18 protein-coding genes are annotated in these 19,854 nt (G+C 47.4%); 9 read left to right on the forward strand and 9 right to left on the reverse strand.

Translation table 11 applies throughout. The annotated features are described in order from the left end of the window. The first annotated feature begins 34 nt into the window (after positions 1-34). From tolR to B4E62_RS18960, 6 genes are all read left to right on the forward strand, one after another. The gene (gene tolR, locus B4E62_RS18935; RefSeq protein WP_310075767.1) at positions 35-463 is read left to right on the forward strand and encodes a protein TolR; all 429 of its coding nucleotides are present in this window, start codon (positions 35-37) and stop codon (positions 461-463) included. Positions 464-470: 7 nt separating this feature from the next. Continuing rightward, on the forward strand, positions 471-1,313 hold the full coding sequence (gene tolA, locus B4E62_RS18940) for a cell envelope integrity protein TolA (RefSeq protein ID WP_310075766.1): 843 nt from the start codon (positions 471-473) through the stop codon (positions 1,311-1,313). Beyond that, positions 1,310-2,590, forward strand: a complete 1,281-nt coding sequence (gene tolB / locus B4E62_RS18945) for a Tol-Pal system beta propeller repeat protein TolB (RefSeq protein ID WP_310075764.1) — start codon at positions 1,310-1,312, stop codon at positions 2,588-2,590. The genes tolA and tolB overlap by 4 nt, the downstream gene beginning before the upstream one ends. A 43-nt stretch (positions 2,591-2,633) precedes the next feature. Then, complete coding sequence (gene pal, locus B4E62_RS18950) at positions 2,634-3,098, forward strand: peptidoglycan-associated lipoprotein Pal (protein ID WP_310075762.1); 465 nt, start codon at positions 2,634-2,636, stop codon at positions 3,096-3,098. A gap of 14 nt (positions 3,099-3,112) precedes the next feature. Then, a complete protein-coding gene (locus B4E62_RS18955) occupies positions 3,113-3,865 on the forward strand; it encodes a YbgF trimerization domain-containing protein (protein ID WP_331353163.1) in 753 nt (250 codons plus the stop codon). A 684-nt stretch (positions 3,866-4,549) separates the two neighbouring features. Further along, a complete protein-coding gene (locus B4E62_RS18960; RefSeq protein WP_331353164.1) occupies positions 4,550-5,737 on the forward strand; it encodes a hypothetical protein in 1,188 nt (395 codons plus the stop codon). A gap of 88 nt (positions 5,738-5,825) precedes the next feature. On the opposite strand, the gene B4E62_RS18965 is transcribed toward B4E62_RS18960, so the two are convergent. The 3 genes from B4E62_RS18965 to B4E62_RS18975 form a co-directional block, all read right to left on the reverse strand. Beyond that, positions 5,826-7,025 carry a lipid A deacylase LpxR family protein gene (locus B4E62_RS18965; protein WP_331353165.1) on the reverse strand — a complete coding sequence of 400 codons (1,200 nt, stop codon included), beginning with the start codon at positions 7,023-7,025 and terminating at the stop codon, positions 5,826-5,828. Between the two features lie 215 nt (positions 7,026-7,240). Beyond that, the gene (locus tag B4E62_RS18970) at positions 7,241-7,870 is read right to left on the reverse strand and encodes a TetR/AcrR family transcriptional regulator (RefSeq protein ID WP_331353166.1); all 630 of its coding nucleotides are present in this window, start codon (positions 7,868-7,870) and stop codon (positions 7,241-7,243) included. 116 nt (positions 7,871-7,986) lie between these two features. Then, on the reverse strand, positions 7,987-9,006 hold the full coding sequence (locus B4E62_RS18975) for a nucleoid-associated protein (protein WP_310075753.1): 1,020 nt from the start codon (positions 9,004-9,006) through the stop codon (positions 7,987-7,989). 105 nt (positions 9,007-9,111) lie between these two features. Between B4E62_RS18975 and B4E62_RS18980 the strand changes: the two genes are divergently transcribed. The 3 genes from B4E62_RS18980 to B4E62_RS18990 all read left to right on the forward strand — a co-directional run bounded on the left by B4E62_RS18980 (position 9,112) and on the right by B4E62_RS18990 (position 13,255). Beyond that, positions 9,112-9,459, forward strand: a complete 348-nt coding sequence (locus B4E62_RS18980; protein WP_331353167.1) for a RidA family protein — start codon at positions 9,112-9,114, stop codon at positions 9,457-9,459. Positions 9,460-9,531: 72 nt separating this feature from the next. Beyond that, the gene (locus B4E62_RS18985; RefSeq protein ID WP_331353168.1) at positions 9,532-10,722 is read left to right on the forward strand and encodes a PilT/PilU family type 4a pilus ATPase; all 1,191 of its coding nucleotides are present in this window, start codon (positions 9,532-9,534) and stop codon (positions 10,720-10,722) included. A 52-nt stretch (positions 10,723-10,774) separates the two neighbouring features. Further along, complete coding sequence (locus B4E62_RS18990) at positions 10,775-13,255, forward strand: bifunctional acetate--CoA ligase family protein/GNAT family N-acetyltransferase (protein ID WP_331353169.1); 2,481 nt, start codon at positions 10,775-10,777, stop codon at positions 13,253-13,255. A 14-nt stretch (positions 13,256-13,269) separates the two neighbouring features. Here B4E62_RS18990 and B4E62_RS18995 read toward each other — a convergent pair whose 3' ends face one another. The 6 genes from B4E62_RS18995 to B4E62_RS19020 form a co-directional block, all read right to left on the reverse strand. After that, positions 13,270-14,214, reverse strand: a complete 945-nt coding sequence (locus B4E62_RS18995; RefSeq protein ID WP_331353170.1) for a histone deacetylase family protein — start codon at positions 14,212-14,214, stop codon at positions 13,270-13,272. Positions 14,215-14,290: 76 nt separating this feature from the next. After that, positions 14,291-15,580 carry a phosphoribosylamine--glycine ligase gene (gene purD / locus B4E62_RS19000; protein ID WP_331353171.1) on the reverse strand — a complete coding sequence of 430 codons (1,290 nt, stop codon included), beginning with the start codon at positions 15,578-15,580 and terminating at the stop codon, positions 14,291-14,293. Positions 15,581-15,643: 63 nt separating this feature from the next. Continuing rightward, entirely contained in the window at positions 15,644-17,224 is a 1,581-nt protein-coding gene (purH, locus tag B4E62_RS19005) for a bifunctional phosphoribosylaminoimidazolecarboxamide formyltransferase/IMP cyclohydrolase (RefSeq protein WP_331353172.1), read from the reverse strand. 99 nt (positions 17,225-17,323) lie between these two features. Then, entirely contained in the window at positions 17,324-17,620 is a 297-nt protein-coding gene (gene fis, locus B4E62_RS19010) for a DNA-binding transcriptional regulator Fis (RefSeq protein ID WP_062066283.1), read from the reverse strand. Continuing rightward, complete coding sequence (gene dusB / locus B4E62_RS19015) at positions 17,617-18,606, reverse strand: tRNA dihydrouridine synthase DusB (RefSeq protein WP_331353173.1); 990 nt, start codon at positions 18,604-18,606, stop codon at positions 17,617-17,619. The genes fis and dusB overlap by 4 nt, the downstream gene beginning before the upstream one ends. A 244-nt stretch (positions 18,607-18,850) precedes the next feature. Continuing rightward, complete coding sequence (locus tag B4E62_RS19020) at positions 18,851-19,786, reverse strand: hypothetical protein (RefSeq protein WP_331353174.1); 936 nt, start codon at positions 19,784-19,786, stop codon at positions 18,851-18,853. Positions 19,787-19,854: the final 68 nt, after the last annotated feature.

The following is a 19,854-nucleotide window of genomic DNA, read 5'->3' on the forward strand; positions in this document are numbered from 1 at the left end:
CTGTTTTACGTTTATTGAGAAACAGGTTAAAAACATGTCTGGATTTGGACCACCGATCAAAAAGAAACTCAAAGCGGAAATCAATGTGGTACCGCTGATTGATGTTATGTTGGTGTTGTTAATCGTGTTTATGATTGCAGCACCCATGATGACCCAAGGTATCAAAGTAGAATTGCCGCAAGCTGCATCAGAGCCGGTTGAAAGCAAAGAAGATGAGCCAATTACTGTTTCAGTAAAAGCTGATGGTGGTTTTTATATCGATTTGGCCGGTGACCCTGAAAAACCGCGTCCGCTGGCAGAGATTAAATCGATTGTCAGTAAAGTTCTGGCAGAAAAGCCCAATACTCTGGTGTTTGTCCAAGGTGACAAAAAAGTCGAGTATGGCGTTATCGTTAATTTAATGGGCGAATTAAAACTGGCAGGAGCTCCCTCTGTTGGCTTGATTACGGAGCCGCCGCGCTAGGTTTTTTATGAAGTTGGAAAAATCGTTTTCACTGCCAACATTATTGAGTGTTTTTTTACACGGTACATTGTTGGTTCTGTTTTTAGGTAATTGGGATTTCCTTAAATCGAAGGAAGAACCTTATAAGCCGCATTATGTGACAGCTACTCTGGTTGACCTTAAACCTAAGGCCAAAGCAGCGCCCCAGCAAACCAAAGAGCAAATATTGGATTCAAAAGCCTACGAAGATTTAAAAAACAACAAAAAACAAGATGAGCAGCGCCGCAAAGAAGCAGAGGCATTAGTGCAAAGCCAAAAAGAGCAGCAAGCTAAAGCTGCGGAGGCTGAAAAACAGAAGCAGCAAAAAATTAAGGATGAACAGGCAAAAGCAGCTAAAGCCAAGGCAGTACAAACAGAAGCGGAAAAAAAGAAAAAAGCTGAGGAAGAAGCCAAACGCAAAGCAGAGGCCTTGAAAAAGACCAAGCGTGAGCAAGAAGCCGAGGAAGAACAGCGCCGTATTCAGGCTGCTCGCCAGGAAGAGGAAAAGCATATAGCTGATTCTAATGACGATGCCAACGTTAAAAGTTACAACGAATTATTATCAGAGCGCGTTGCGCAAAACTGGAGTCGCCCACCATCCGCGCGTGCAGGTATGGTTGCCGTGTTTAATATAGATATGCTCCCGAATGGTCAGGTTATCGGTGTTCAGCTTGCAAAAAGCAGTGGTAATTCTGCGTTTGATAATGCCGCTGAACAGGCGATCAAAAAAGTAGAACGATTTGTTGAAATCAAAGATGTACCTATAGATGTCTTTGAGAGAAATTTCCGTCATTTCCAATTTGCTTTTAATCCAGAGGATTTACGTCAGTGAGATACATAATCAGTGCATTTCTGTTTGTGGTTGCGATTTCTGCAAGCGCCCAGAATATCGTCTTTGTCACCAAGGGTGTTGATAACCCCACCAAGATTGCCGTTGTGCCTTTTGCGTGGACGGGTGGCCGCTTGCCAGAAGATATCGGCAAAATTGTGGGTAATGACTTGGAGTTTTCGGGCCAGTTTGAAGCGACTGACCCGGAGCGTATGTTGGCGTTTCCACGCACTGAGGCAGAAGTGCATTATCGCGATTGGAAAGCGCTGGGCTCCGAATATCTATTGATTGGCTCGATCACTCAACAAGCTGGCCGTTATTATGCGAGCTACGAGTTGTTTGATGTCGTCCAACAAAAACGTGTATTTGCCAAGTTGACGGTTGATGGGACAGAGGCGCAATTGCGCGATATGGCACACCATATCAGCGACAAGGTATACGAAACTATTACTGGCATTCGCGGTATCTTTTCTACCAAGTTGATTTATGTTGAAGCTTTTAAGAAACCGCAAAAATACCGTTTGATGTTGTCAGATATTGATGGTTTTCGTCCGCGTATGCTGTTGGAGTCGCGTTATCCCGTGCTGTCTCCTGTGTGGTCACCCAATGGCCAACGTGTTGCCTATGTATCTTTTGAGGTGGATAACAAACCTGCTATTTATGTTCAGGATATAGCGACGGGGCGGCGCCAGCAGATGACTAATTTCCGCGGTTTGAATGGTGCCCCAGCTTGGTCGCCCGATGGTCAGAAGTTGGCCATGGCGTTATCAAAAGACGGTAATCCCGACATTTATGTAATGAATGTGTTGACGCGTCAATTAACTCGTGTAACTAATCATTTTGCAATTGATCATGAGCCTTCATGGGCTGCTGATGGCGCCTCTTTATTTTTCACCTCGGATCGCGGCGGAAAACCGCAGATTTATCAGGTGCATCTTGCGAGCATGCAACAGGAACGCGTAACTTTTGATGGTGACTATAATGCGCGTGCGCGTGTATCGCCAGACGGCAAAAGTCTGGTTATGTTGAATAAACGTCCCGGTACAACCCACCATATCGCCGCGCAAGATATAAAATCTGGCAATTTACGCATTTTGTCCGAGACAAATTTGGATGAATCGCCTACTATAGCGCCCAATGGCGCTATGCTGATGTATGCGACTCGTTCTGGTGGTAAGGGAGTGTTGGCAGCCGTGTCTCTTGATGCGCGTGTCAAAATCCTCCAGCCCCCAAAACAAGGTGATGTGCGGGAACCCGCATGGTCGCCATTCTTTAACTAAATCCCCGTAAAACAGATCAAAACTTCATTGGAGTTACACACACATGATCACCAAAGCAATCAAGCAAGGTCTTACTTTGGCTGTTGTTATGTCTTTCCTGGTTGGCTGTTCAAGCAGCGACAATAAAGGCACTGAAACTGCAACTACCGGTACTGCTGTTACCGATACTTCATCTTCAGAAGCTACACTGTCAAACGTTGTTTACTTCGACTTCGATCAATACGCTTTGACTGCTGAAAGCCGCGCTGTTCTGTTGGCTCACGCTGACAAGCTGAAAGGTGCTTCAGTTGCAGTACGTCTGGAAGGTCATGCTGACGAGCGCGGTTCACGCGAGTACAACATGGCTCTGGGCGAAAAACGTGCTAACGCTGTTCGCGATTTCCTCGTGACTCAAGGCGTTAATGGTTCTTCTCTGGAAGTTGTTAGCTTCGGCGAAGAGCAACCAGCTGCTACCGGTAGCGACGAAGCTTCTTGGTCTCAAAACCGTCGCGTAGAAGTTAAGTACTAAGAGTCTAAGCCCGTATGCTTAAAAATCTGCTTGCTGTTGTCTTAGTTGCTGCAGCTCCAGTCTTACAGGCGCAAGTACGGGTTATTGAGTCTTCACCCCAGAGCATTCGCTCTGGGGTGGCTCAACCTGATCTGCCTGCCTCTGCTGAATCTGATGTCTATTCCCAAATTCGTGCCCTCCAAGAAGAAGTAGCGCTACTGCGTGGTCTGCTTGAGGAGCAATCCTATGAGCTGAAACAGCTCAAACAATTGCAGCTTGATAATTACATGGATCTCGACCGGCGCTTGTCCGGTGGTAGTACGCGTCCTGTAACTAGTACTGCAAGCATAGAAGAAGTGTCCCCTACGACTGCAGTACCTGTAGCAGCTTCTGTTTCTGGTGCCCAGCTGCCTGATTCTGCCAGTGAAAGTGATGTGTACAAGGCTGCTTATGATTTGCTGAATCAAAAAGATTTTGATGGCTCTGTGGCTGCTTTTAAAGAGCATTTAAATCGTTTTCCCAATGGGGATTTTGCCAGTAACAGCCACTATTGGTTGGGCAAAATTGCTATGTTGAAAAAAGATTACCCGCAAGCCAAGAGCTGGTTCACTGAGCTAATTGCAAATTTTCCCAGTGCGGCAAAAGTGCCAGATGCACAGTTAGATTTGGGTAAGGTTTATTTTTTGATGGGCGATAAGGCAAAAGCCAGGTCGTTGCTGTCAGAAGTGGCTGCTGGTAGTAATGATGCAGCACGATTGGCGCAAAAGTTCCTCAGCGATAACTTTTAATTCGATTTAAAGCTGTTGCTCGGAAAAAAAGAAAGGGGCTTCCAATTAAAAGAAGCCCCATAGCGCGTCCAGTATTGGATTCAGTAGCCTTTACGCTACCTCAGCTTCCTGCTGAAAATCCAAGTTCACCTGAGTTAGTCCGATTCATGTTCCATATGTAAAGATCCTTAAGTATTCCTTTAGGTGTATAGTCGGGCCACCATTAACTCCTTCATTATTCCATATCCTTTGCGGCTAACTCCTTCGGCGACATATTCCCTTGTACTCCTTGTCTTGCCCATTCCTTGGTTATCCATTTCCACTGCTTCCTTAGCATAATCCTTTATGTCCAAGCTCCTTCTCTGGGTGTATCCATTAGTCAATCCTGACCAAGTCAAATTATCGTTGCCTCCTTGTTGTGATCATTATCGTTTAACAGGTATCAATGGCATAGTCGCAAAAAGCTTAATTGTTTGTAGGAAATTGACTACAGTAAAATTCACTTTTCCGCATTTCCGTTGTTTTAATCAGCATAATCGGGGGAGTCTGCTCGGATAACGCATGGACTCATAATTACAGTACACTGCATTGAAAACAGGTTATTTTTATTGAGGTTTTTGCGTTATGTTGTTTTTCCTGAAAAAGAATCAGTTTGTTTGTAAGGTCTGCTGTTTGTGCGTCCTAGTGTTGGCTGGCGCGCAAGTGATGGCCGCAGATGAAATTCACCATACACTGGCCTATGAGCTAAAGTACCGGGCTTCATTAGTCCCTTCAAAGCAGGGCGCTATGGTGACGATTAGCGTCGATAAAGGCGAATTGCTCAAGCACCTGCGGTTTAGTAATAGTCGGGGGATTTATTCCAATATCCGCGCAAATGGCAAATTGACTATCACTGGTAAACAAGTGGATTGGGTATTACCAAAAGAAGGGGCACAGCTCTCGTATTTTGTCCTCCTGACTAATAAGCGCGATACTGGTAAGTTTGATGCCCTTGTCACCGGTAGCTGGGCAATATTTCGGGGTGACGATTTAATTCCTGCAATCCATACATTCGAGGCTGCTGGAGCTTATTCGGTAGCATCTTTAGAGATTGTGCTGCCGGAAAAGTGGGGGGGAGTTGAAACAGGTTGGCCAAGAAAAAAGGACAACTTGTTTGCAATAGACAACCCTGACCGCCGCTTTGACCGCCCGACGGGTTGGATGATTGCGGGTGAAATAGGTACGCGCCGAGCCAGTATTTCCAAAACATCGATAGCAATTAGTGCGCCCAAGGGTGAAAAATTCCAACGTATGGATTCGCTCACTTTTTTTAATTTTGTATGGCCGGAAGTTCATTCTGCCTTTAAAAATACACCTAAAAAATTATTAGTGGTCGGTGCTGGTGATCCTATGTGGCGCGGTGGTTTGTCCGCATCCAATTCACTATTCCTGCACTCAGATCGTCCCTTGGTTAGTGAAAATGGTACTAGCCCGCTATTGCACGAATTAACTCATATGGTTACTCGCATTAGTGGTGCTTCTACCGCTAACACCAATGATGATTGGATTGCGGAAGGTCTCGCAGAGTTTTACTCTTTTGAGTTGTTATATCGCGCCGATGGCATGACTAAGTCGCGACGCAGTAAGATTATTAAAAATTTGGCCAAATGGGGCGCTGAGGTAAAACACTTGCGCAAAAGTAAATCTACTGGGCCGGTAACTGCGCGCGCAGTTGTGTTACTGGATGAATTGGACAAAGAAATTCGTAAGCGCAGCAATAATAAATATAGTATTGATGATGTGACACGTGATTTGATGAAAACTCGGAAAGTGTCTTTAGATGATTTGCACAACAGCGTAGAAAAATTAATTGGCCCTAAAATAGATGCTTTGAACTCATCTTTATTAAAATAATTGAATGTTTAGTTGCGAGGCAAAGGCATTGTTAAAAAATGGGCAATGCCTTCTGATGCTGCGCTAATCATAATTCTCATCTTCCCTGTTAAATGCTCCGTGCGATAATAATTCCACCCCACAACAAATTGCGGTCACCTGCGCCTTCTTCAATTTCCGAACTGTGTCCGCGCAATACATAACTGATTCGATAACCTTGTTTGAATGCAAAGGTGTAGCCCGCCCAAGCCTCAACCAACACTGGATTTAATTGATGGTGTTCATAAGTTACGGCGCTATCGCGAAATTGTCCTTGTAAAAACGCATTGTACGCACGTGCTTTAACGGCAACTCCCGCCCAAAAATAACGCTCACTTACGGATTTTGCGTTGCTGGAATAAGATGACTTTTCACCATAGCTGGCCAGTTCAGGATTAAACGAAGACCATGGACTATGAATCCTGCCGGTGCGCATACTCAGGCTCCAGCTTGCTTCAGTCAGATAACCTACAGATGCTTGCACAGTACTTTTTACTTCGACATTTTCTGCAAAACTATCGAAATATTTTTGCCGGGCAATTACATAACGGCCAGTTAATTCTCCGCCCTCACTAATTTGGTTGTCCCAGCCCTGCGCTGTCTTACCGTTGGTACCTTGATGCGCGATATTTTGTAATTCACCAACCAGCCCCAAACCTAACAGCCCAACAGTAAGAGTGCTTTTCCAGGCAATGTTATCCACCAAATCCACCTGTTCACGCGAGCTGGATAGATAAACCAGGCTGGCATAGGGGCGATCATCTGCATTAGCTACACTCACCGTAATATCTTCAGGCGTAAAACCAAATGCACCAATTTCACGGCTAAAGGTTTCCTGGGTGCTTAACGACGAATGTTCAAAACCGATCAAGCTATCTATTGCAACCAATGGCTCATTTAAGGCGAGGCTAGCCGCGCGGGCACTTGCACCTGTTTGGGTAAAATTGAGCCCATAGGTGTAATCCTGATCGCGGTGGCCCGGTACCAATACATCGTTATCGAATGCAAAAGCCCAACTGCTAGTGGGTTTGGCTGGTTGGTCTTGCAGGTGTAATAGCGGTTGTTTTTCATCGTCCACCAAGGCGGCGACTTGTAACCATTCAGGCTGTTGTTGTGCGAGATAGGCTTCTTGTCCCGCCCAGGTCCCGATGCTGGCGCTAGTCAACAGCGCAACAACAATGGCTTGGGGTGCCAAAGACTTTGTCAGCCAGAGCCGGGTTTTTGAGTAGACATTCCCGTAGGAATTTCTGTGTTTTTCTTGCTGGTACATAGTGGTAACTCCTTCTTTCGTTGTTACCTGTGTTGTCGTAGGTACTGCATTTTTGGCGCCTCCATAAATATTAAGTGACCAGTCATCTTGTTTTTGATGCAAAAAATAGGCGAACAAGGCCGCCTAAAAAGAGATTGGTGATTAAAACTGACTGGTCATCTTATTTTTATGGAACAAAAAAGCCATAGAGGCGTTTTTGTGAGGAGCGGTAAGGGTTAAGCCTGGGGCTTGGCAAAGAGTTCGGGTAGTACGGTTAAAAATGCATTGAGTGGTTCACGGCATTTGGATGCTTTCATGCGCATCAGTGTCCCTTCCCAGGCGTTGAATAAAAACTCTGCCAAAATCGGGGAGGGGAGCTGGCTTTTCAGACCATCTTTAAGCCGTGCTTCTTCCAATACATCTTCAATTGACTGGGTGCTGTTGCGCAGCATCTGACGAACTTTGATACGTATTGCCTCGCTGGATTCAGACATCTCCTGGCACATATTGCCAAGAAAGCAGCCTCCGTTGAGGTTTTCTTCGCAGCCGCCGATATTGTCTACAAAAAAGCGGGTCAGGCGTTCCTGTGGACAAATACTGCGGTCGCTGAGCAAATGGCGATTCTGAATCATGCGCTCTTCGGTCACTTTCTCCAGCGCTTCAATTGCAAAATCTTCTTTGCTTTTGAAGTAGGTATAGAAAGAACCTTTGGGCACATTGGCCGCATTGACTATGTCCTGAATACTGGTGCCATTGTAGCCGCGGGTGGCCATAACTTTCAGGCCAGCGTCCAGGAGATGATCTCTTTTCAGTTCGCGTTTGCTCATGGTGTAAATATATGACCAGTCGTCTGCTTTTGCAAGCATGAGTTTAGTTTATGTAGTTATAGGGAGTGCGATTTTCGTTATAGCTGGATATAGATAGATCAAGCTTGCACCATTTATGCAGGTCATCTCGACCGTTATTGTTGTTTTTGGATTGATTAGTGCGATTCTTTCAAATGTTTGATCAAGCGTGCTTTCAGTGACGATGGCAGGTTTTTAATCGTCAGCACATCATTTGCTGCATCATACTCGATTTCCCGCCCGAGGCATTCAGAGGCGAAGCTCATACTCAATGAGTCGTTGCGGCCACTGATACGCACGTAGCTGCGGATTTGCCCGGCGTGGGGAATAAATTCGGGCTTGAGATCCGGCTTGCTGTTTTCCACATAGCGTACAAACCGCTCCGGCTCATAACTCTTCACTTCTTCGGCGAGGTTGCTGGAGAGCGCGGCAATCGTAACCGGTTTGCCGGCTTTGTTTTGCTCCAGGCAGTAATCAACTACTTTAGTGCGTGTAATCTTGGCGGTGGTCTCATCCAGTGTCTGGCTGAAGTTATCGACGATCTGCAAAAACTCGGCAGTCTCTTGTTTGATATCCTGCTTGTCAGTAAAGGCGATGAACTGGGTAAAGGCGTCAGCGATATCTTTATCGCTGCGTGAGCGCATCAGCGTCAAATAGGTATTTGAGTCGCCCGAGGTCCAATCATTGAGTTGGATTTTGGCGGCGAGATTAAACCCGCTAGTATCGAGAAAGAGTGAGTCATCCATGGTTAACTCACCATCCAGATAAAGTCCGTTTTGGTGCTCCACCAAATACACATTCAATGTATCGCCGATTTCCAGCTTCTCTTCTACGAAAAATACATAGGCATCCAGCAGTGATTCCGCTTTCTCCAGCGCCTGCTGGAATTGCTGCATTGCCTTGTGGGTAAAGCTGATAAAGCTCAAGCGCTCTTCGTGGTAATCGCGCAACCAGGCAGGCAGGGGGAACTCACCCAACTCATCAGAGAAGCGCCCGTAACTCTTGCCACCTTTGCGTATAAATTGGGTTTTCAATTCATAGGCCAGCTCTTCCAACTTGCCGTCACTGGCAAAGGCCTCATCGCGCAACTGCAATTCAAAGGCGCTGCCGGGCGAGTGACGGTAAATACGGTGTGCAATGATGGACGTTAATGCCATGAATCAGGTCGCTTTATGGAGGGTGATTAAAATTGGGTGGAGCGCAAAAGGCGGCTATTATAGGCGCCAGATTCCATTTGCAAACACCTTATCGGAAAACCCTGCATGAATATTCAACGTTTGAATCCGGCTCCACGCTGGTCGGATGCCAGTGTGTATCGCGGTATCGCCCATTTTGTCGAAGTCCCCAACAATACTGATTGCTCGATGGATGAGCAGATTGCACAAATCCTGCTGCAAGCGGAAGCGACCCTGGCTGCGATTGGCAGCGATAAATCCCGCTTGCTCTCTGCCACTATCTACATCACCCATAAAGAAAATGTGCCTGCACTGAATCAAGCCTGGGAGGCGTGGTTGCCGGCCGGTTGTGCACCGTCACGTGCCTGCGTGAAAGTGGAATTGCTCGATCCGGCAATGTTGGTAGAGATTGCATTTGTCGCGGCGGCTGATTAGCACTTCTTGCCGCTCGCATTGGGTAATCCTGACTATACTCCTCCTATTGTTTTGCCTTCGCAGGAGTAATCTATGGCAACCCCAATCGACCAATATTTAAATATTCTTGCTAAAAAAGACGGATCGGATTTATATCTGAGTACCGGTGCGCCACCCTGCGCAAAATTTCAGGGGGTTTTAAAACCGCTTGCCACAGATCCCTTTAAGCCGGGTGAGATTGAAGCAATTGCCAATGCAATTATGGATGAAGAGCAGCGTGCGGCATTTGCGCACGAATTGGAAATGAATTTGGCCATTTCAATCCACGGTGTTGGCCGTTTTCGTATCAACATTTTTAAACAGCGCAATGAAGTGGCGATAGTTGCGCGCAATATCAAAACCGATATTCCACAATTTGATGCCCTGGGTCTGCCTGAAGTTTTAAAAGATGTGATCATGACCAAGCGTGGCCTTGTGTTATTCGTCGGTGGCACCGGCTCGGGTAAATCCACATCGCTTGCAGCTTTGATTGATCATCGCAATTCATCCAGCGGCGGTCACATTATTACCATTGAAGATCCGGTTGAGTTCGTACACAAACATAAACGCAGTGTGATTAACCAGCGCGAAGTGGGTGTCGATACCCGAAGTTATAAAGCAGCATTAAAAAATACCTTGCGCCAGGCGCCGGATGTGATTTTAATCGGCGAGATTCGCGATCGCGAGACCATGGAGCACGCATTGGAATTTGCGGAGACCGGACACTTGGCCATCTCGACACTGCATGCCAACAATTCAAATCAGGCGCTGGAGCGGATTATCAATCTATTTCCGGAAGAGCGCCGCCCGCAATTGTTAATGGGCTTGTCACAAAATTTACGCGCCTTTGTATCGCAGAGATTATTGCCTACGGTTGATGGAAAACGTTGCGCTGCAGTAGAAGTATTACTCGGCACTAAAACCATTCAGGAATTAATTTTAAAAAGCCGTCTCACCGAAATTAAAGAGATTATGGAGAAATCTGAAAATCTCGGCATGCAAACATTTGATGGTGCAATTTTCAAATTGTATATGGCAGGTAAGGTGAGTTTTGATGATGCTATAGCCAATGCAGATTCGCCCAATAATTTACGCCTGCGTATAAAACTGGCAACCGAGGGTGTTGCTGTCCCTAAAGCAGAAGCTGTTGCCGCAGCTGCACCGCAAGCGCAGCCAAAAACTCCTCCGACCAGTTTTGGCGAGTTGAGTTTGCAAAAAATAGATGACGATGATGAAAATGTGTAACCGTAACAACCGCTATGCAAAAAACTATGGCAGTGAAAATGACGGTTAGCGTATGACGGTAAAGAGTGTTGAGCAACTATTAAAACCTCATTCAATTGCGGTCATAGGTGCTTCTAATCAGCCCAATCGCCCGGGCAATGCAGTGATGCGCAATTTGTTGCAAGGGCAGTTTGATGGGCCGATCATGCCGGTTACACCGCACTATAAATCAGTGAATGGAGTCCTGGCTTATCGTTCAATTGATGAATTGCCGATTGTTCCCGATCTCGCGATTATTTGTACGCGCGCAACCCGTGTGCCAGCAATTATTTTGCAGTTGGGCAGAAAGGGCACGCGCAATGCGATTGTCATTGCCGCGGGGTTAGACAATTTATTTACCGCGCAAGGCACTAACCTTCAAGAGCAAATGCTCGCTATTGCCAAAGAGTGGGGCGTGAGGATTCTCGGGCCTGATTCACTTGGAATTATTATTCCGGAATTAGGGTTGAATGCGAGCTATGCGCACATCAATGCATTGCCGGGAAAAATTGCCGTTGTTTCACAATCCTCCGCCGTGTGCGTGACTTTATTGGATTGGGCGCGCCGTCGCCGTATTGGTTTTTCGCAATTTATTTCGCTCGGCGAAGGTGTCGATACCGATTTTGATGAGATCCTCGATTACCTCGGGCGCGATGCAAAAACTTCGGCGATATTATTGTATATCGATGCAATCCACGATGGCCGCGCATTTATGTCTGCTGCTCGCGCCGCATCTTTCAATAAACCCATTCTGGTCATTAAGGCGGGAATTTATTCTGAAAGCAGTGCGCTCACCTCGCGCTTAGCTGCAGAAAAAATTGGTAACGATGCCGTTTACGATGCAGCCTTCCGTCGTGCCGGTATGCTGCGGGTGGGCGACTTGCGTGAGTTGCTCGCGGCGGTAGAAACACTTGCCAATGGCAAACCCATTTATAGCGAGCAATTGGTGATTATTGCCAATGGCAATGGTCCCAGCGCTATGGCAGTGGATGCATTGTTGCAGCGCGGTGGACGGCTCGCATCTCTGGATGAAAAAGTTGTACAGCAATTAAAACCGCTAATTCACTCGGGTGGCCGTGCGACTAATCCAATTAATGTGTTGGGTGATGCATCGCCTGAAACCTATCAGCAAGTCTTGCAAGTATTATTGCAGAGCAACAGTGTCGATAATATTTTGATTATGCAAGCCCCCTCGGCTTTAACACCGGGCGAAGTCTATGCTGACGCAGTGATCAATACCTATAAAAATTATGCTGGGCGTAAACCGAATATATTTGCTAATTGGATGGGTGAAGATGCGGCGCAAAATGCGCGCCTGCGTTTTGCCGATGCGAGCATCGCTTCTTTCCGTACTCCCGAAGGTGCAGTCGGCGCGTTTATGCATATGGTTCAATATCGCCGCAACCAAAAATTATTATCCGAAACACCAGACTCCATTAGCGATAAGGTTCCCTATCAACCGCAAAAAGCGCAGGCGATTATTGCACGGGCTCTCGCTGAAGAGCGCAACCAATTAACATCTGCAGAAGCAATTGCATTGCTCAATGATTATGGCATTAACACGTTTACTGAAATAGAAAATACGCCTGCGACTGCAACCCATTCACAGCGTAAAGGTGCACATCCATTGCGTATCCAGGTGCAAATTGACCCGGTGTTTGGTCCGGTAATTTTATTGGGGGAGGCGGCGAGCCACTGGAGTGTGCGGCGCAACGCGGTTGTTGCATTGCCACCATTAAATATGGCGCTGGCGCGCTATATGGTGATACAGGCGCTCGCCGAAGGAAAAATTCGCGAGCGCGAATTGTATGTGCCGCTCGATATGCCGGCGCTCTGTTTATTATTAACCCAAATCAGCCAGATAGTGATTGATCATCCGTCGCTGCGCAATTTATTAATCAACCCGGTATTGGTTGCAGGGGATGAAATTCGCGTATTGGATGTGAGTGTGGAAATCAGTTCAAGCAAAAATACTTATCCACTGGCGATCAGGCCTTATCCAAAAGAATTGGAGGAACCATTTATTTTGCGCAATCAGCGCCAGGTATTATTGCGTCCGATTCGCCCCGAAGATGAATTAAATTTACAAGCCTTTGATAATTCGCAGAGTAAAGAAGATAGGTACAAACGATATTTTGCCGAGTTGCCGCAATTTTCCCACGAGCAAATGGCGCGCTTAACGCAAATTGATTACGCACGTGAAATGGCGTTTGTTGCAGTGGCGCATAACAACTACAAGCAAGAAGAAATTCTAGGTGTGGTGCGGGTACAAACAGATCCTGATAATACCCAGGCCGAATTCGCGATGGCGGTGCGCAGTGAATTAAAAGGGATTGGTTTAGGCGCGCGGTTGTTGCAAAAAATGATTGATTACTGCCGCAGCCAGGGCACGCAAGAAATTGTTGGATGCACCATGCTTGAAAATTCCGGCATGGCCAATTTAGCACGCAAGCTGGGTTTTACGGTGAAGTACAATCGCGAAGATGGATTAATCGATATGACTCTGGGATTGTAATTACCATGCCGTACTTACAGTTTTGCCAAGGCTTTTATGTGCGCAACTGCGCAGCGTCCTAGGCCTAATAAATCATAACCACCTTCGAGTGTGGATACGATGCCCTTGCACTGCTGCTCGGCTGCAAGTTGTTTGCTCTCATCCATAAGGATTCGCAATTTTTGCGTGATCCAGAAATAATCCTGCTCCACCAAACTGATCGACGACATGTCGTCATCAATATAGGCATCAAAACCTGCCGATATTAAGATCAACTGCGGTTTGAATTTTTCCAGTGCTGGAAACCAATGTTCGCTGATTGCCGTGCGAAACCCTTCACTGCGGCAGGTGGCTGGCAGAGGTGTATTAAGGATATGCGCGGGTACATCGTCAATATTGGTGTTGGGGTAAAACGGATGTTGAAAACTGGAGCAAAATAAAACGCGTGGGTCATTTAAAAAAATATCCTGTGTGCCATTGCCATGGTGAACATCAAAATCAACTATGGCAACACGTTCCAATCCATAAATTGCCAGAGCATGTGCTGCGGCAATCGCAACATTATTAAAAATGCAAAAGCCCATTGCGCGTGCGCGTTCCGCATGGTGACCAGGTGGGCGGACATTGCAAAATACTGCATCGGTTTCTCCTCGCATCACCATATCAACCCCCATAACCGCTGCGCCGGCAGCATGGCGCGCAGCGCGCAATGTGTGTGGCGATAAATACACATCATCCGCAAAAAAATAAATTCCTTCGCTGGGCGTGGCGCGAGTAATCGCATGCAAGTGTTCAAGTGTATGCACCCGCAATAATTGTTCATCAGTTGCGGTGGGTGCTTCAAGCTGATATAGCAAACCATCAATACCATTGGCCATGAGTTGATTATTGATAGCGTCTATCCGTTCCGGGCGCTCGGGGTGGCCAGCTGGCATATGATGTTGGTGGCAGCTGGGGTGGCTAATCAATGTGGCAATCATAGTAGTTAGCTAGTCCTTAACTTTGTGACATAAAAAAGGAACCTGAAGGTTCCTTTTATCTGCTGTGCATAAATAACTATTTGTTCTGCTCGCGTGCAATTGCGCGGTAGGCAATATCCTTGCGGTAGAACATGCCTTTCCAACTGATTTGTTCGGCGAGTTTGTACGCGCGTTGCTGCGCTTCCAACACGCTATTGCCCAATGCTGTTGCGCAGAGTACGCGGCCGCCATTGGTTACAGTGTTGCTGTTTTTTGTGGTGGTGCCGGCGTGGAAAATTTTCTCACCTGCAATTTCAGTGGTCGGTAAACCAGAAATCACATCACCTTTATCGTAAGCATCCGGGTAGCCACCGGCCGCGAGTACAACGCCAACCGATGCGCGCGTATCCCAATCGGCAGTGGTTTTATCCAAATCACCTTTCAGTGCAGCTAAACAAAGTTCAACTAAATCGGATTGCAAACGCAGCATAATCGGTTGGGTTTCCGGATCACCAAAGCGGCAATTATATTCAATTACTTTTGCATTGCCGGCGGCGTCAATCATCAGGCCAGCATATAAAAATCCGACGTAAGTATTACCTTCCGCCGCCATACCATTTACGGTGGGGTAAATAATGTCTTTCATTACGCGGTCGTGCACAGCTTGTGTCACGACGGGGGCAGGGGAGTATGCGCCCATGCCGCCAGTGTTGGGGCCGGTATCGCCATCGCCAACGCGTTTGTGATCCTGACTGGTTGCCATGGGTAATACATTTTTACCATCAACCATCACGATAAAACTGGCTTCTTCGCCAGCTAAAAATTCTTCGATCACCACGCGACAACCGGCATCACCAAATGCATTGCCGGACAGCATATCGCGTACAGCATCTTCAGCTTGTTGCAAGGTTTCGGCAACAATTACGCCTTTGCCTGCAGCGAGGCCGTCGGCTTTAATAACAATCGGTGCACCTTTTTCACGCAAGTAAGCGAGAGCAGGTTCAACCTCGATAAAGTTTTGGTAATCAGCCGTCGGGATTTTGTGGCGCGCAAGAAAATCTTTAGTAAAGGCTTTGGAGCCTTCCAACTGTGCTGCGCCTTTGCTCGGGCCAAAGCACAATAATTTGCGCGTTTGAAAATAATCCACCACACCGGCAACCAGTGGAACTTCAGGTCCGACAATGGTTAAGCCGACATTATTATTTTCAGCAAAATTTGCCAGCGCTTCAAAATTTAAAACATCAATGGCGATGTTTTCCAATTTGGGTTCCAGTGCAGTGCCGGCATTGCCCGGCGCTACAAATACTGTTTCGACTTGCGGGCTTTGCGCTGCTTTCCATGCGAGTGCATGTTCGCGGCCGCCGCTGCCAATAATTAATACATTCATACATCAATCCACAAAATTAAAATCGCGAAGCAAAAACTCCCGCGATGCGGGAGTTGGCGAAAATTAATGTCTAAAATGGCGCATACCGGTGAAAACCATCGCCATACCGTGCTCGTCGGCTGCGGCGATAACTTCTGCATCGCGCATTGAACCGCCGGGTTGGATTACCGCAGCAATGCCCACTTTCGCGGCGTTGTCGATACCATCGCGGAAAGGGAAGAATGCGTCGGAAGCCATTACCGAACCGGCAACTTGCAAACCGGCGTGCTCTGCTTTAATTGCAGCGATACGTGCGGAATTTACGCGGCTCATTTGGCCTGCGCCAACACCGATGGTGTGTTTGTTTTTTGCGTAAATGATGGCATTGGATTTTACAAACTTGGCGACTTTCCATGCGAACAGCAAATCCTGAATTTCTGCTGCAGTGGGTGCACGCTTGGTGACGATTTTTAAATCGCTTTCGGTGATGATGCCGTCATCGCGATCTTGCACCAACAAACCACCGTTAACACGTTTGTAATCCAAACCTTTGACGCGGACGTTGTTCCATTCGCCAGTTGCAAGCAGGCGTACATTTTGTTTTGTTTTTACAACTTCGAGCGCTTCTGCTGAAACGCTTGGTGCAATAATGACTTCAACAAATTGGCGTTCAACAATCGCTTTGGCTGTTTCAGCATCCAATTCGCGGTTGAATGCGATGATTCCGCCGAATGCTGATTCGCTATCAGTTGAGTAGGCCAGGTCGTAGGCGTGTTTAATTGATTCTGCTACCGCAACACCACAAGGGTTAGCGTGTTTCACAATAACGCATGCAGGTTCGCTAAAGGATTTTACGGTTTCCAGTGCAGCATCTGTATCGGCAACATTGTTATAAGAAAGCTCTTTACCTTGCAATTGTTTTGCAGAGGCTATACCAACTTCCTGCGGATTTTTTTCAACATAGAAAGCGGCTTTTTGGTGTGGGTTTTCACCGTAGCGCATTTCTTGTGCTTTGATAAATTGGGTGTTGAACGTGCGCGGGAAGTCAGCGCTGCCGCCTTCTACCAAACGACCAAAATAATTGGCGATGGCACCATCATAAGCGGCGGTGTGTTCGTAGGCTTTAATCGCCAAATCGAAACGGGTTTTCAGCGAAGTGCTGCCGTTGTTGGCTTTCATTTCTGCAAGAATCGTTGCGTAGTCTGATGCGTTAACAACAATGTTTACGTGTGCGTGGTTTTTTGCCGCGGCGCGAACCATGGTGGGGCCACCGATATCGATATTTTCTACGGCGTCTTCCAATGAGCAATCTTTATTGGCAACGGTTTTTTCAAATGGGTAGAGGTTTACTACGACCATATCAATAGCATTGATACCGTGTTGTACCATCACGCCTTCGTCGATTCCGCGACGGCCTAAAATGCCGCCGTGTACTTTCGGATGCAGGGTCTTTACGCGGCCGTCCATCATTTCCGGGAAGCCGGTGTAGTCAGAGACTTCAATCGCAGGGATCTTGTTGTCGGTGAGCAATTTAAAGGTGCCACCGGTTGATAAAATTTCTACGCCTTGGGCGTGCAGGGCTTGGGCAAATTCGACAATGCCGGTTTTATCGGACACGCTGATTAACGCGCGTTTTACCGCAACAAGATCGGAAGTGTTAGACATACGCAGTTCCCATGTAAGTGAAAAATTAAACTGTTAAAAAGCAAAAGGGGTGGAAATAAATTGCCACCCCTTTTTGATTGCCATGCGGCGCTGGAAAAATTACAGCAGACCGTATTGCTTCAATTTTTTACGCAGTGTGCCACGGTTCAGGCCCAGCACTTGTGCAGCGCGGGTTTGGTTGTGGCGGGTATATTTCAATACGATTTCAAGCATCGGCGCTTCTACTTCTGCCTGAACCATTTCGTAAACGTTGCTAACCTCTTGACCATCGAGATGCTTGAAATAATTTTCCATTGCCTGCTCTACGCAGCCGCGCAGCGATTGAGCTTGTACTGGTTGGTTGGGGTTTGCAGCTTGTGCTGGGGTTGATTCAGCAAAGAAAGTTGCGGTATTCATGCGGCTTTTTCCTCTTTCGTAAGCAGCTGTTCAAAGAAATTTTGAATGCTGGTTTGTTGTTCTTCTGCATTATCTATAGCGTTAAAGGTTTTGCGAAATGCTTCGCTGCCAGGAACCGTTTGCAGATACCAACTCGCATGTTTGCGAGCGATACGCGGGCCCATAAACTCACCATAAAAACGGTACAGCTCACACAGATGGGTACATAAAATGTCTCTGACTTCAGTCAGCGACGGTTCGGGTAATTGCTCACCGGTACGCAGGTAATGCGCAATTTCCCGGAATATCCAGGGGCGACCTTGCGCCGCCCGTCCAATCATCACCGCTGCTGCACCCGTGTGATCCAACACGGCTTTGGCTTTGTGCGGTGAATCTATATCGCCATTGGCAAATACAGGAATGTTCACTGCATTCACTACACTGGCGATGGTGTCGTACTCGGCTGCGCCCAAAAAGGCGTCGGCGCGAGTGCGACCGTGAAGTGCGAGGGCTTGTATGCCGGCATCTTCAGCGATGCGTGCAATACGCACAGCATTGCGTTCTTCATTGCTCCAGCCAGTGCGAAATTTCAATGTGACCGGAATGTCCACTGAACTTACCACTGCCTGCAAAATATCGGCGACGAGCTGCTCATCTTTCAGAAGGGCAGAGCCGGCGGCTTTTTTACATACTTTCTTGGCGGGGCAACCCATATTGATATCAATAATCTGGGCGCCGTTGGCCGCATTAAGGCGTGCTGCCTCAGCCATCATTTCCGGATCACCACCGGCAATTTGCACTGCGATAGGTTCGGCCTCGCCGTTGTGATCCATGCGCAGGCTGCTTTTACGGCTGCTCCATAAGCTGGAGTCAGCGGTGAGCATTTCCGATATCACCAAACCCGCGCCCAATGAACGGCACAATTGACGGAAAGGCCGGTCAGTAACCCCTGCCATAGGCGCGAGGATGACCTGACTGTCAATGCAATAGGAGCCGATAGTAAACACGTGGCTGGCTTTTAGTGATGAATCGTTGTAGTTGCGGTTGCGCCGAAAGTGCCGGTTTCACCTGGGTTTCCCCTGTATCAAATTTGTACTGGGACCCTGCATAAAAGGGTCGCCATAATACCCGTTTGGACAGGGGTTGGGAACGTAAAAAGCATAAAAAATGGCGTTTTTTTGAGCGATAAAAATGGGTTTTTTAGTCGTTTTTGGTTGCAAAAAAAAGTGATTTGGGGCAGCCACGCCTGGCTTACTGATTGATAGGGTCGTAGAGGTAGGTTTCGTAGTCGTGCGCTAAATGTTTTATTAGGGGATTTTCCAGTTTAATGAGGTTGCGCTGTTTTAATTGTGCGCGCGTAAGTGTGTGCATGTGGCGCTTGCTCCAAAGTTCATTGAAGGAGCCATCATTGTAGGCGATCTCCAATCCCTTTTGTACGCGATGAAGTGCTGCTTGACTGTCTTTGTGTGCGAAGAAAAATTTAGGTAGTGGGTAGTAGAGAGCCAGATGGGTGTCGCTTGTGAGCCCTAGGCTATTGGGATCCTGTTGTTCGTAGAAAAACTCACTGGCGCCGCGGCAGAAGAAATCAACCCTACCTGCCTTGGTCATGCGGAACAAGCTGACAACACTGTTGGATTCAATGACTTGCAAGTCGTTATGGCGTAGGATTTTGCCATCTGCCCAGCCGATACCTATACCAAAATGATAATCCTTGAGTTGGTCGAGGCGCGTAACGCTTCTGGCCGTGGCATTGAGTGAGTCGCGCATAAAACAAATGCGGTAGCTGAGTGCGCCCCGGTCAAGCGGAAAAGGGATGAAGGCCAGTTTTTCCTGTTCGGCCAATTCATCTTCGTAACTCATTTGCAGGATGAGGTTGGGGTAGACGTTATGGCTCAGGGCGACCAGCGTGCGTGCACGGTTCATCGGGGGAATGCCGTGCAGTTCATAGGGGCCAAATTCGGCGATGGTTTTGTCTAGCGCGAGTTTCAGGACTTCAACTTCATGCAGTACACGTTCGGCACTGTTCAGCTCGGGTAATTTATGGGTGACGATTAATGGAGTCAGTGGGCTAGTTTGCGCGGCGCAGTCTGACGCTAGTATGCAAAGGGCGAACAACATCATCAAGTTGCGCAGCGCGCGCGACCTGGAAGATTCTAAAATACAATTGCCGATAGATCCAGGTTCCATATTGCGACCCGCTGTTTGCAGAAGCAGGCGGTCCTGTCGTTGTTGTTTGCAATCCTAAGTCTAGTCGC

It is taken from the genome of Cellvibrio sp. UBA7671, from assembly GCA_002483145.1.
GTDB lineage: Bacteria > Pseudomonadota > Gammaproteobacteria > Pseudomonadales > Cellvibrionaceae > Cellvibrio > Cellvibrio fibrivorans.